This window comes from Kribbella sp. NPDC051137, assembly GCF_040682535.1.
GTDB lineage: Bacteria > Actinomycetota > Actinomycetes > Propionibacteriales > Kribbellaceae > Kribbella > Kribbella karoonensis.
The window spans coordinates 16,196-29,390 of sequence record NZ_JBFBBI010000001.1; the positions used below are offsets into that span (position 1 = coordinate 16,196).

Annotated in this window: 10 protein-coding genes and 1 tRNA gene; 1 reads left to right on the forward strand and 10 read right to left on the reverse strand. The window is 67.2% G+C overall.

The features are described from left to right. Nucleotides 1-24: 24 nt before the first annotated feature. The 10 genes from AB0M51_RS00085 to AB0M51_RS00130 form a co-directional block, all read right to left on the reverse strand. Complete coding sequence (locus tag AB0M51_RS00085; protein ID WP_344190616.1) at nucleotides 25-702, reverse strand: YdcF family protein; 678 nt, start codon at nucleotides 700-702, stop codon at nucleotides 25-27. Continuing rightward, nucleotides 695-1,468, reverse strand: a complete 774-nt coding sequence (locus AB0M51_RS00090; RefSeq protein WP_344190614.1) for a maleylpyruvate isomerase family mycothiol-dependent enzyme — start codon at nucleotides 1,466-1,468, stop codon at nucleotides 695-697. The genes AB0M51_RS00085 and AB0M51_RS00090 overlap by 8 nt, the downstream gene beginning before the upstream one ends. A gap of 55 nt (nucleotides 1,469-1,523) precedes the next feature. After that, nucleotides 1,524-2,657, reverse strand: a complete 1,134-nt coding sequence (dnaN, locus tag AB0M51_RS00095; protein ID WP_344190612.1) for a DNA polymerase III subunit beta — start codon at nucleotides 2,655-2,657, stop codon at nucleotides 1,524-1,526. Between the two features lie 58 nt (nucleotides 2,658-2,715). Then, on the reverse strand, nucleotides 2,716-3,558 hold the full coding sequence (locus AB0M51_RS00100; protein WP_344190610.1) for a S1 family peptidase: 843 nt from the start codon (nucleotides 3,556-3,558) through the stop codon (nucleotides 2,716-2,718). A gap of 87 nt (nucleotides 3,559-3,645) precedes the next feature. Beyond that, the gene (locus AB0M51_RS00105; RefSeq protein ID WP_363747433.1) at nucleotides 3,646-4,215 is read right to left on the reverse strand and encodes an AAA family ATPase; all 570 of its coding nucleotides are present in this window, start codon (nucleotides 4,213-4,215) and stop codon (nucleotides 3,646-3,648) included. 75 nt (nucleotides 4,216-4,290) lie between these two features. Next, entirely contained in the window at nucleotides 4,291-5,889 is a 1,599-nt protein-coding gene (locus AB0M51_RS00110; RefSeq protein ID WP_363747435.1) for an ABC-F family ATP-binding cassette domain-containing protein, read from the reverse strand. Between the two features lie 308 nt (nucleotides 5,890-6,197). After that, on the reverse strand, nucleotides 6,198-6,569 hold the full coding sequence (locus AB0M51_RS00115) for a hypothetical protein (protein ID WP_363747437.1): 372 nt from the start codon (nucleotides 6,567-6,569) through the stop codon (nucleotides 6,198-6,200). 168 nt (nucleotides 6,570-6,737) lie between these two features. Beyond that, entirely contained in the window at nucleotides 6,738-9,188 is a 2,451-nt protein-coding gene (locus AB0M51_RS00120; protein WP_363747439.1) for a hypothetical protein, read from the reverse strand. Further along, nucleotides 9,185-9,616: a hypothetical protein gene (locus tag AB0M51_RS00125; protein ID WP_363747440.1), complete on the reverse strand. Its 432-nt coding sequence runs from the start codon at nucleotides 9,614-9,616 to the stop codon at nucleotides 9,185-9,187. Before AB0M51_RS00125 ends, AB0M51_RS00120 begins: the two co-directional genes overlap by 4 nt. Nucleotides 9,617-10,666: 1,050 nt before the next feature. Continuing rightward, nucleotides 10,667-10,743: transfer RNA gene (locus AB0M51_RS00130), tRNA-Arg, on the reverse strand. A 161-nt stretch (nucleotides 10,744-10,904) separates the two neighbouring features. On the opposite strand from AB0M51_RS00130, the gene AB0M51_RS00135 reads away from it, so the two are divergent. Beyond that, nucleotides 10,905-12,767: a PrsW family intramembrane metalloprotease gene (locus AB0M51_RS00135; protein WP_344190604.1), complete on the forward strand. Its 1,863-nt coding sequence runs from the start codon at nucleotides 10,905-10,907 to the stop codon at nucleotides 12,765-12,767. The last annotated feature ends 428 nt before the right edge of the window (nucleotides 12,768-13,195 follow it).

Consider the following 13,195-nt stretch of genomic DNA (forward strand, 5'->3'; position numbering starts at 1 on the left):
AGCCCTGGGACCGATCCCGTCGTGCTACCTGCGGATGACGTTCCCGGCGAGGAGACGGTTGTACGCGGCAAGTACTTCGGGCGGGAGGTCGACGTGGTCGATGAAGTTCCGTCCGTTCGGTCCGTACACGTCCGGGGACAGGCGGTGGACCTCGCCGAGCACGAGCGAGCGGAAGCGGTCGCGGGACCAGATCGCGGGCGAGTCCGGCCCGGCGCCGACGTGATCGGGGCCGATCCACGGGATCAGCGGGGCGTGGCTGAGCAACGTCGTACCGGGGAGATCGGCGAACGAGCGGACGAAGCAGGCATGCGTACGGCGTTGCATCGTCGGGTCCTGGATCAGCAGCAGCGTCCGCGGTGTGTCGATCAGGCGGCGGGTGAAGTCCGCGTTCTCGCCGCAGTTGGTGGACCGGTCCTCGATGGTGACCCGCTCGATACCGGACCTGATGAGCAGGTCGCGGAAGACGTGCGCCTCGGGCCGTCCCGTCGCGACGTCGAGCCCGCGCCGCCGTACCGCCTCGTCGAGGTACCGCGTCGAGTGCCCGATCCCTCCGCTGACCAGCACGGGTACGTCGTACTTGCGGCAGGCGTCGGCCGCGACCTCGACCGACTCGACGACGGCCGACCCCATCAGCACCACGAGATCCGGCCGCGCGACCGGATCCCGTCGCGCGAGGTAGCGGGCGATCACTTCCTCATCCAAAGCTGACGCGCTCCAGGTAGTAGTCGAGCAAGCCGGCGTCACCCTCCGCGACGGTCTTGCCGGTACTGCGTTTGTACAGGCGTAGCAGGAGGTCGGTGACCGAGCCGCGGACCGTGACCGCGGTCGGCTCGTCGCTGTGCCGCCAGCGGATCGCGTCGCCGGTCAGGTCGACCACCCAGGCCTGTTCCGGCGCGGCGAACTTCAGCGTCCGACCCGGGCCGAGCAGCTCGCGCATCCACGGATGCACCTCGAAGTGGAACGGCAGCGCGCCGAGCTCCATCCATTCGTCGATCCCGTCCGCCGCGACCGCGGGCGCCAGTTCGTACCGGATCCCGAGCGCGAGCGCGGCGTCGGCCCGGTGCATCACGGTCTCGTGCGCCATCCGCCGCGCGGTGAACCGCGTGGTCGGATCGTCGACCGGCATCTCGATCGGTACGTCGGGACCGGCAGCCCGGAGCGTATCGGCCAGCTCGTGCGCGCCGTCGACGATCCACCCGGTGAGCTCGTCGACTGCCTCGGCGGTGCGGTCGGCCGGCGCGGCGTACCAGTGCGTCGGGTCGCGGAACTCGTCCTCCGGCGGTGCCGCACCGGTCCGCGCGACCACCGTCGCCTCACGATGCGCTCCGCCGACGTGACGGACCAGCTGGCCGACGTTCCACCCGGGGCAGGACGGGACTGCCTGGCCGAGGTCCTCGGCTCTGGTCAGGTGTGCGCCCAGCAATTCGGCTTGCTCGACGATCAGTGCGCAGTGCTGCTCGAACTCCATCTGCTCCTCCTCGGCTGGATGTCCCTTGGTCGGAGCCGATGGACGCAGTTTGACATCAGGTCGGCAGGCGCATCGGCATCAGGATGTAGGCGGAGTCGGCGGTCGGGGCGTCCTCGGGGGAGTGCAGGCCGGTCAGGTTGGCGGGCTTGATCGGCTGGGTGAAGGCGAAGTGCGCGATCGGCGTGCCGAGGGAAGCCAGTCCGTCGAGCAGGTAGCCGGCGTTGAAGCCGGTCACCACCGGGTCTCCGGCGAGCGTGACCTCGACCGCCTCGGAGGCCTGCGCCTCCTCGCCGTTGCCGGCGTCGAGCGTCGCCGTACCGTCCGCGAACGTGAGCCGCACCGGCGCCGACCGCTCCGCCACCAGCGCGACCCGTTTGACCGCCTCGACGAGCGCGGCGGTCTGCACGGTGACGGTCGACGTGATCGCGGTCGGGGCGGGGATCAGCCCACGGACCTTCGGGAACTCGCCGTCGATCAGCCGGCTGGTCGCATGCCGGCCGCCGCCCTCGAACCCCATCAACCCGTCCCCTGTGCGGGTCGAACCGAGCGCCAGCGTCACCTCGTGACCGGCCATCGCCTTGGCCACGTCCAGCAGCAGCTTGGCCGGGACCAGCACGTTCGTCTCGATGCCGGCGTCGACCGGCTGCCACTCGAACGTCCGGACGGCCAACCGGTACCGGTCGGTGGCGAGCAGCGAAATCGTCGACCCGCGGATCTCCAGCCGGATGCCGGTGAACACCGGCAGCGTGTCGTCGCGTCCCGCCGCGCTGATCACCTGCGCCACCGCGCGCTGGAACACGTCGCCGTCGAGCACGCCGCTCGCCGCCGGGATCTCCGGGAGCGGCGGGTACTCGTCGAGCGGCAGGGTGTGAAGGACGAATCGGGCGGCCCCGCTGCTCACCCGGACCCGGGCCGTCTCGGCGGTCAACTCCACCGTGTCGCCCGGCATGCTCCGGCAGATGTCCGACAGCAACCGCCCGGACACCAGCGCCCGCCCCTCGTCGGCCACCTCCGCCGGCACGCTGACCTGCGCCGAACTCTCGTAGTCGAACCCGGACAACGTCACCTGACCGTCCGCCGCGTCGACCACCATGCCGGCGAGAATCGGCACGCTCGGACGGCTGGGCAGCCCACGAGCCACCCAGCCGACCGCCTCGGCCAGCACCTCACGCCCGACCCGAACCTTCATCGTTGACTCCTCCCCATCGAGAGGAATCACTCAATCAGGCGCCGCCGACAGTTTTCGATCAGTAGACAGTCACGCCGTACGCGGAGGCGGCTTCGGTGACCGGCTGGAAGAACGTCGTACCGCCCGTGGTGCAGTCACCACTGCCGCCCGACGTCAGCCCGAGCGCCTTCGAACCGTCGTACAGCGGGCCTCCGGAGTCGCCGGGCTCGGCGCACACCGTGGTCTGGATCAACCCGTCGACCTTGCCTCCGCCGGAGTACCGGACGGTGACGTTGAGCGCCGTGACCTTGCCGCTGTGGATGCCGGTGGTCGAGCCCTTGCGGGTCACGGTTTCACCGACGACGGCGTTGGCCGCGGTGAAGCCGCCGGGATGGCTGAGCGAGGTGTTGGTGTACTGCACCAGCGCGTAGTCGTTGCCGGGGAAGCTGTAGCCGACGGTCGGGCCGATCAGCGTGCTGTGGTTGGAGTTGGTGTACCAGGTCTTGGCGACCTTGCCGCAGTGGCCGGCAGTCAGGAAGTAGTAGCTCCCGCCCTTCTGGACGTTGAAGCCGAGCGAGCAGCGGTACTGACCGCCGTAGATCGCGTCGCCGGCGGCAAGGAGCGGCCTGAAGACGCCGTTGCTCCGCTGTACCTGGACCCCGTCGCGCTGCAGCGACGCGAGATCCTTCGCGGAAACGGTGCTGTCGGCCGTGACCACGACCTTGCCGGCGGACTGGTCGGTGTACCAGGCGACGCCGCGGACCCCGGACTGTTCGACGGCAGCTTGTGCCGCGGACAGCCGGGCCGCAGGCGACGGCGTGTTGGCCTGCGCAGGTACGGCGCACAGGGAAGCGGCGACCGCTCCGACGACGGCCATCAGTTGGGCGGTACGGCGCATGCGGGACGTACGTTCGATCCTCACTTGTCCTCCTGGGCATCACGGGACCGATTGGGCGGGGTCCCTCGACACCAGGACATGTTCCCGCGCGACGGCCGCCGCAACCAGGCCTCAGGCGAACCTGACCTGCTGCACCCGGTTCGCTTCGCCCCGGGTCAGCACAAGCGCCGACACGGCCCCTGGTACGACGCTGCCCGGGTCGCTCCGGGCCTTCGCCACCAGGCTCGGCCATCGCCGGCAATGGGTCTCCATACTCCCTTTGCGTACGACCCGACCGCGCGCCCACTGACCGGAGCGAGCCACGTCACCCGGTACGTCGAGGAGGATCAGGTGCAGCGGCAGACCCGCACGCCGGGCGCGCCACCCGATCAAGCGGCGCGCCCAGGGGCGGGTTGCGCAGTCGTGGATCACCATCGGACCTTGGCCGCGGCGCATGGAGCTCAGCAGCGTCACGTAGTACACGAGGTGCACCAAGGGGCGCCAGAGCGCGTACGGGAGTACTCCGAGGACGGGCATCCAGCGTTCGCGGACGTGCGCTGAGTCGTGGACGCGTACTGGGCTGTCGGTGAACACCCGGCGCAGGAACGTGCTCTTCCCGGCGCCGGGGATGCCGGCCAGTACTACGACCGCGTCCACTGCGTAGCGAAGCTCCCGTACACCTTCGACGATTCGTAAATGCACGTGTCCGTCCTTCCCACAAGTACAGGTAAGACGAACGACGGCTCCGTTCCGCCCCGAGAACGGCCTGAGAAGTCGCTAGAAACTCCCTGAGAGCAGACGCCCGTTCTCGTCGAGCTCCAGCACCGTGTCCACGCGGATGAGTTGCAGGAACGCGAAGTCATGGCTGACGACCAGGAGCGCGCCGCGGTACGCGTCGAGCGCTTCTGCGAGCTGCTCGACGCTGGCGATGTCCAGGTTGTTCGTGGGCTCGTCCAGTACCAGCAGCTGCGCAGGCGGCTCAGCCAGCAGCAGCCGTGCCAGCGAGACACGGAAACGCTCGCCGCCGGACAGCGTGTGCACCGGCCTGTCCGGGCTGTCGCCTCGTAGGAGCAGCCGGGCCAGCTGGTTGCGGATGGTGCCTGTCGACAGGCCAGGAGCGACCGCTTGCACGTTTGCCGTCGCACTGGCGTCGTCGTCGAGCCCGTCGAGCCGCTGTGGGAGGTAGCCGACCAGATCGGTCAACAGCCGCCCGTACGGCCTGCCAGGCGTTGCTGCGGTTCCACGGACCAGCTGGTCGATCAACGTCGACTTGCCGCTGCCGTTCGCCCCTACGAGTGCGACTCGCTCAGGACCTTGCAACACAACGGTGCGGTCCTCGTCGTACAGCTCGGCGATCCGCCGCCCTCGCGGTACGTCGGGGTCCGGGAGCACGAGGTGGATGTGCTCGTCCTGTCGTACGCGGGCGTCTGCCGCGTCGACGGCAGCCTGTGCGGCCTGCACCTTGTCGTCGAGCGTGGAGCGCATCGCACCTGCTGAGGCCTGTGCCTTGCTGGCACGGTTGCCCGCCAGGATCTTCGGGATACCGCCCTGCTGCTGTGTCTTCTTCGCAGTGCGCTCGCGGCGCGCCAGCTTGGTCTCTGCCTCCACCCGCTGCCGCTTCTCGACCTTGAGCGTCTGCTGCGCGCTACGGGCGGCCTGGACTGCTGCGGCCTGCTCCTGCTCCCGGTGCTCCTTCCAGGCGCTGTACGGACCGCCGTACGTGTCGAGAGTCCCGGCGTACAGCTCGGTGGTGTTCTCCATGTGCTCCAGCAGCTCGAGGTCGTGGCTGACGACGACGAGCGTCCCAGGCCACTGATCCACGAACTCGGCCAGCTTGGCGCGCGTCGGCCGGTCGAGGTTGTTCGTCGGCTCGTCGAGCAACGTGATCGGCGTACGGCGGACGCGCAGCCCGGTGATCGCGATCAACATTGCTTCACCGCCGGACACCTCTGAGACCCGGCGGTCGAGGTCTGCGGCCGAGAACCCGAGCTGGTCGAGCGCTTCGGCGGCCCGGGCCTCGATGTCCCAGTCGTCGCCGATCGTGTCGAAGTGCCGCTCGTCGGCGTCGCCCGCCTCGATCGCGCGGATCGCCTTGACGATCGCGTCGATCCCGAGCAACTCGGCGACCGTGGCGTCCTGGCGGAGCGTCAGCGTCTGCGGCAGGTACCCGACCTCGCCTGCGGTTTCGATGCGGCCGGCCGTCGGCTGCAGTACGCCGGCGATCAGCCGGAGCAGCGTCGATTTCCCGGCGCCGTTGCGGCCGATCAGACCGGTACGCCCGGCACTGATGGTGCCGTTCACACCGGCCAGCGCGACGGCGCCGTCCGGCCATTCGAACGTGAGGTCGCGAAGGGTGATTGCGGACTTGGAAGACATAGGTGTGGATCTGCTTTCGGGAGATCGGGTCGCGCAGAGGCGACCCGGGAGACGGATCGACGCGATCCGGACATGCCCGGGCAGACGCCACGAAGGGCGGACCAACGAGAGAGGTCAAGGCCACCGGCAGTCCGGCGGCTAGATTCTGTCGACCTCGATCTCCACACCTTGACCCTAGCAGCGAGGTCCTGTCCGCCACGGTGAGCGGGGAACGTGATGTGACCGCAATCACAGCGCCAGAGGAAGCTTCCCTCCGGCGATCCAGGTCGCCACCAGGCCGACGAGCCGAACGCCCGCCACCCAGCCGATCACGCCCACAGTTCCACCGCCAGGAACGCGCCAACACGACCAGGCATCGCGACGAACAGCGGCAACAGGAGCGGCATCAGCAGGATTCCGGTGGGAGCAAGCAGCGCGCAGAGAACGAAGACGACTTGTTCGCCCCCGCCCGTGGGATCGGCGGTGGATCCGGAGGGTGCGCCCCACAACGTCCACCACTCGACGTGCGGCCAGAACACCGTGAAACCGGCCACGATCGCGATCCAGACAGGCACTGCCACGAACCAGACACCGATCGGCTTCTTCTCGGCCCGGCACACCGCGTTCACCGCGGGGACGACGTCGTTCGCGACCGCGTCCGAGAGGTTGTCGCCGGCCAGTGCGGCCCAGCTGAACCCCACGAACGCGAACCCCGCGCCCTATAAGTCCTGCGCCCGGCGCGGGAGTAGCCACCGCCCTCGGACGCGATCGCAGCTGTCCTCTCGGAGCGGGAGGATTCCGTCTCAGGAGCTAGGGCATCCAATGGGATCGGTCCGGTTCACAACTTACTCCGAGACAGCGGCGTGACATTATGTTGCGAACTCGCTTCCGAGATCCCAGTTATCCTGTATTAGCGCGACGGTGTCCTCAACCTGGAACATTGCATCCTCATTATCGGGTGGAGGCGGCTGGGGTGTCAGAAGGACTGCTGCACGAGGGCAATCGCCTTCGTTCAGTGCTTCCAAAGCACCTCGATCATCAACGACGCCAGACCGCAGCGGCGCAGTGACGGCGACGAACTCGTTAAGGATCTCGGCATTGGCGTTTGGTGCCCCTCTGGATGCGAGCGAAGAGAGGATGCTGGTCGTACGGTCGCGCACCTCGTTGTAGAAATCGAGGACATAGGCGTCCGGTGGATGCGGCTCGACGAGGAATGCATAGGCGTGAAGCATCGCGTAGCCGGCGTGCCGAGCACTCCCTTTTGCGTTGGTGGCCACCGTAGCAGCGCTGATGACGCGATGCAGATTCGCCAGAAGTTCGTGGTCGGGGCACGGTCCCTCGTCGTCGAGCGAGGCAGCTGCTGTCTGCGCGATGTCTGCCGCCGCAGAGTATCGTCCTAGCTCGAGCATGAGGTCGGCCTTCTCGAACTCCGTCCAAACACCGCAGGTCGCATCGCCAGTTGCACGGAACCAGTTCAGCGCGTCGTCATACAGTGGTATTGCATGCGCCTGGTGGCCAGTCTGATAGCGGTAACTGTGCGCCTCAAAGAGCGACAACAATGCCCACACGCCTTCGTGTCCCATTGCGTGCGCGCCGTCTTCCGCGACGGGCAAATGCAGGCGCGGGTGGTCGCCATGAAGCTCGCCCTTCAGGTCATGCCGGATTCCCCTGAGGGCGCCGCGAACCGCGGTCCAATTGCCTCGGTCGAGCTTCTGCCATCCCAACGGGTAACCTGTCAACAGCGTCCGCAGATGCCTGGCCAGCAATTGTCCCGAGATAGGCTGGCTATCCTCCCAGGTGTCTAGGAGCAGTGGGCAGAACTGAAACGCAGTGTAACAGCCGAACCACCAGAACGCGCGCAAAAAGAGATTCGTGAACTCGAGCGCGACCGATAATCTGTCTGCGCGTTCGGTCAGTCGGCCGGCGTGGTGAAGCCACTCGAGTGTCGCGTGCTGCCAGTCCGGTTCTTCATATACGTACCATGCGCCGTAGTAACCGAGCCGGTTCGAACGTGCCGAATCGCCGCCTCCTTCGTCGAACTGGGATTCGATATCGGCACGCCGCGAACTCCACAGGTTGGCGAGATCTCGGTGAACTGACTCGGCATCGAGGTCCGTTCCCCCGCCGGGACCGACTGCCGAGTCTCGCAGGTACTGATGAAACCTAAAGGTTCCACGCTCCGGATCCACTTGTTCGACGAAGGAGTAGCGCACCAATTTTGTGAGGACCGAGCCGGCCGTGGCCCAATGGTCAGAGTGCTGCGGACCTTCGGTCCCGAACAGAAGATACTGGACCACGCCGCGGTCAAGCTGCCGTGCGATCCGGCCCTTCTCGAGTACCGACCGGACAAGCGGGTCCGGCATCTCACGAATAACAAGGTCGTATAAGTCTTCAAGGCCGGTCAACTTCTCTTCGCGAAGGGTCATTGGACGACCCTGGATCCCCCGCTGTTCGAGGACATCGCCGGCGAGCGCGACGACGAACGGTAGGCCGTCGCTGATCGATGTGACCTCCTCAACCAGGTCGTCCGAAGCCGCCGCTCCAAACCGGGTTCGAAGGTATTCGGCGACTTCAGCTCGACTGAACGGTTCCAGGCGCAACGTTTCACTGTGCTCTGGTGCCTCGGTCGCGTCCGTTGCCAGAAACAGAGTCGTGGCGTTTGGGAGCTCTGCAACCAATTGCGCCAACCAGTCCGCAACTACATGACCGCGAAGTGAGCCATAGGAATCGATCATGACGACCACGGGTCGCCCCTTTGCCATGTGGCTCACGCGCGCGACGAACGAATTCGTCAAAGCTGCGACAGAGTCTCGGATGGCGATTCGGACAAGGGTATCTTCTGGTCCCTCATTAAGAGTAACCGATGCAAGGTTGCTCTCCGACACCTCAATTGAGCCGCCGGCTTGGACCGTCGCTTCAATCTGAACCGCCTTGTGGATTGCCGCCAGGCGGGCGTGGAGGTCGTCTACTGCGTCAGAAACCTCAGATTGAACTTTATCCGAAAGACTCGGGCAGGAGTTCGACATCGCGAGCAGGATTTGGGTGAAGCTTCGGAAGTTCATGTCGAGCGCGTCAGTTGTGCATTCTGCTTCCGGCTGAGGCCGAGCCCAGGGTGCAAAACTTTGGACGTCCAAGTCTAGGATTAGGGCGTGGCGGCTGTGCTCAACGAGACCAGCCACGCGATGGCGAAGAGCTGTCTTACCGATACCCCAGGTGCCGATCGCGCGCTCTCGATTTCCCCCCTCCGGTCGGTCGATCGCTCTTAAGATGCGTGCCAGCACATCGCCGCGGCCGACGAAGCAGGTCGTATCGGGGTTCATGACGGATCCTGGGGCTTACTAGTTCCCGACGACGTGATAGCGCCGATCGTAGACCCCGAGGACTTTATCTCGCCGGCATGCACAGTAGCCTTAGCGTTCGTGACACCCCCGTTGATCGCCCCAATGGTCGATCCCTTAGCGTCGATCTTGTCGACAGTCACGTCGACAACGGTGTCTCGTGGTGGTTCGGATGGCCGGCGCTTGACCACTGTCTGTGCGATCAGCGCCCCGATGAGAAGGACCACAGCCGACAGGATCAAGACTTGGACAACTTGCGTTGGCGCTGCTGCTCCGGCAGCCGCACCTGCGAGAATCACGAGGACGAGCACCGAGCCCAGTCCGTAGAGCAGGATGGGCTCGCCGCGGAGCAGATGAATGATTTGACGAACCAGACCAACCGGGGTCTCTGGGGAGTCTTTCCTAGGCATGTCGCATTCCCCCTTCGACTTCACAGTGCAACGGGGAAGAGCTCGCAGCGAGGGACATTGGTCCCTTCGTGATGCGTCGAAAGTAACAACTCGGGGTTCCGAAATCCCGAGCCGAAGAGAGACCGTCAGTGTGGTACTTCAATCGCGGTAGTCGAAGAGTGAGGCGGACCACCGTGGGAATGCGCGGGCCCGTAGACCTGGATGTCTTCTTTCGGCAGCCGTGCGTCACACGAACAGCAAGGTCCAGAGGGCCGGACTCGAGCCTCCAGCCTAGGGATTATGAGAGCCACGCGATCCCAGCACGGGTCGACAACAGACGTCAGCAGCTCCGATTCTGGCTCCAGTAGTCGCCTGCACCAAGCGCAGCCGGCGGCATTCATGTCACGCGCCATGTCACGCGGCGCCGGCTGCGAGTGGCGGGACGCTCCCTCCCATTGGCAGGCCGAGGGCCCCAGCAGTTGCCGCGTGCAGGCATTCTCAAGTGCCGGATGCTTGGAGCTATCGGAACTGAACATCACTGCAAGCAGCCGCACCTTCATCGACAGTACGGTGAGTGGCGCTAGCGCTGGCCCGAGCGTCACGGGCAGCAGTTGCCCGGCTATGAGGCCGGCCGCCTCGCTGCGCAGACGTCCCCCAACCGGCTTCCACGCAACAGTCGCGCACCCCGTCTCGAGCGCTGCCGCCGACGTCACTGAGTTCGTCCAGTCCGGCCGCCGCCCCTGCGAGGATCTGGCAAAGCCAGTGGCTCCTGCGGACCCGGCGCCCGCGAGGAATCTTGGGGGCGAGGAGATCCCAGGCGTTCTCGCCGACCACGGCTTGTACGGCGTCGTAGAGCGGTTGAGCGCCGTCAGGCGCGGGAGATCGTTATGGTCGGCTGACCAGCGGACGATCGGCCGGGGGTGACGAGGGTCCGGGCCTTCGATGAGGACCTGGACCTTTCGTATGTCCGTATCCGAGTGAGTCGACTGTGGTTCGCACCATGCGTAACCCCGCGCTGAGCCGAGGGAGGCGGCGGATGAGCCCGGCCAGCCTCTGACCTGGGGATTTGTGTGGCGCGCCCGGCAGGATTCGAACCTGCGACCAACGGATTAGAAGTCCGACGCTCTATCCAGCTGAGCTACGGGCGCGTGGCTGGGAAGAGTCTCTCAGATACCTAGGCGATCCCGCCTCTGGGTTCCCGATCGCGGTGCTCCGGCGTGGCAGCGAAGTACAGGGATGTCGTTCCATCCCGGTAACGCTGAGTGGGTGGTCCTGCCGATGGATCTTGACCCCAACTAGGCTGCGGTGCATGAGTTACCCCTCACCAGGCCCCTCCGGCGCGCCGCAACCCGCGGCTGGGTCGGCGTACGCGCCCGGCGGTCCCTATCCGCAGCCCAACGCGCTCGGGAACCACCCGGTCCCCGGCCAGCGGCGGAACCGGGGGGTGCTGATCGGCATCGTGATCGCGGTGCTGTTCGCGATCGCCGGCCTGGTGATCTTCGGCGTGGTGGCCAAGTCGACCGGAGCCGGTGGCTTCACCTGGGGCCTGGTGTTCGCGTTCGTCCCGGTCATCCCGGTGATCGCGCTGTACCTCTGGCTGGACCGGTACGAGCCCGAGCCGACGAGGTACATCGTCTTCGCGCTCTGCTGGGGCGCCTTCATCGCGACGCTGGTCGCGATCTTCATCAACACCGAGGTGTCGCACCGGCTGGCCGAGACCGGCGTCGGCGGCGACCGGTCCGCCGTCTTCGTCGCGCCGCCGGTCGAGGAGTTCGCGAAGGGCTCCGTGATCCTGCTGCTGGCGCTGCTCCGCCGCAAGGAGTTCGACGGCATCATCGACGGCCTGGTGTACGCCGGGATGGTCGGTGTCGGCTTCGCCTTCACCGAGAACATCCTGTACTACGGCCGCGTCTTCAACACGCTCTCCGAGGAGGCAGGCAGCGACGCGGGCCTCAAGGGCGCGTTCGCGCTGTTCATCGTCCGCGGCGTGATCTCGCCGTTCGCGCATCCGCTCTTCACGTCGTTCACCGCGATCGGCATCGGCGTGGCGGTCCGGCACCGAAGTACCGTCGTCCGTTTCCTGGCGCCGGTCGTCGGGTATCTGGCCGCCGTACTGGCGCACGCCTCGTGGAACGCGTCCGCGAGCTGGGCAGGCGGTGGCGGCTTCATCCTCGCGTACCTGTGCCTGATGGTGCCGCTGTTCATCTGCCTGGTGGTGTTCGCACTGGTGATGCGATCACGGGAGGGGCAGATGATCGCGTCCCGGTTGTACGACTACGTGCGCTTCGGGTGGCTGGTACCTCAGGACGTACCGCTGATAGCGACCCTCCGCGGCCGCAAGGCGCTGCGGCAGAACGCCCGCCGGTACGGCCCGCAGGCGGAGGCCGCCGCGAAGGCGTTCCAGCACAACGCGACCGAGCTGGCGTACCTGCGCGACAAGATCGTCCGCCAGGTGATCGGCCCCGACGCCCTCGAAACCGAGAAGTCCCTCCTCGACGAACTCCGCCAGCGCCGCCCGAGCGTCCCCTTCCCGCCCATGCCCGCCTTCGCCCAAGCCGCCCCGGCCTACGCCACCGCCCCGATGGGCCCAGGCGCTCCGATGGGACCGGGCACTCCGATGGGTCCGGGCGCCCCGATGGGGCCAGGCCCCATGGGACCGGGCGCCCCCATGGGATCGGGCCCCATGGGACACAGTGGCCCCATGGGCCCCGGCGCTCCGATGGGTCCGGGCGCTCCGATGGGGCCAGGCCCGATGGGACCGGGCGCCCCGATCAGCCCTGGTGGAGCGACAGGTCCGGGCGGGTCGATGGACTCTGGCGTGCCGGTCGGCCCGATAGGCCCAGGTACCCCGCTGGGCCCGGGTGCCCCCGGGGGACCGGCCGACCAGATGCCGCCGGGCTCGCCGACAGAATCATCCCCTGCCCCGGATGACGCAGTACCGGGCACACCGGAGCCGGGTGCCTCGGTGCCAGGCGCGTCGGTGCCAGGCGCGTCGGTGCCAGGCGCGTCGGAGGGGGAGCGGACGCGTCCGCAGGACGGAGTTCCGCCCGAGCATTCGGGGTCGTCGGCCGGGCAATCCGGTCAGGAAGCCGGTCAGCCCGGGCACCCGCCGGGACCCCCCGGCCAACAAGGACCGCCGGGAGGATACGGTCCGTATCCACCACCGCAGTGACTGCCACCCGTCCACGCCGCCAAACGGGGATGACGATGACTTTGCTTCTGCGCTGCCCGACCGGGCACTCTGTGCTCGTGGGCGGACGTCGTGGCTGACACCAGGTCAGCAGCAGGCGAAGGTTCGGAACCGCAGGTTCCGAACCAGGATCAGCCTGCCCAGGAGCTGGCGAACCTGATCGCCCAGTCAACCCCCAAACCCCGCGGCTTCTGGCGCCGCCGCCGCAAACGCCCCACAGACCCCACCCCACCCAGCAACACCCCCACCGCACCAGCCGATACCCCCACGCCAGCCGATACCCCCACGCCAGCCGACACCCCTACGCCGGCCGACACCCCCACGCCGGCCGACAGCCCCGCGCCCAGCGAGACCGCCGCCTCGGGCGATGCCTCTGCCACGCGCACTCCGGACGAGAGTCGTGGCGCCCA

Excerpts from the sequence above, each read along its gene's own strand:
- AB0M51_RS00135 (WP_344190604.1), top strand. The coding sequence starts at position 10,905 with ATGAGTTACCCCTCACCAGGCCCCTCCGGCGCGCCGCAACCCGCGGCT.
- AB0M51_RS00120 (WP_363747439.1), bottom strand. The coding sequence starts at position 9,188 with ATGAACCCCGATACGACCTGCTTCGTCGGCCGCGGCGATGTGCTGGCA.
- AB0M51_RS00090 (WP_344190614.1), bottom strand. The coding sequence starts at position 1,468 with ATGGAGTTCGAGCAGCACTGCGCACTGATCGTCGAGCAAGCCGAATTG.
- AB0M51_RS00110 (WP_363747435.1), bottom strand. The coding sequence starts at position 5,889 with ATGTCTTCCAAGTCCGCAATCACCCTTCGCGACCTCACGTTCGAATGG.
- AB0M51_RS00125 (WP_363747440.1), bottom strand. The coding sequence starts at position 9,616 with ATGCCTAGGAAAGACTCCCCAGAGACCCCGGTTGGTCTGGTTCGTCAA.
- dnaN (WP_344190612.1), bottom strand. The coding sequence starts at position 2,657 with ATGAAGGTTCGGGTCGGGCGTGAGGTGCTGGCCGAGGCGGTCGGCTGG.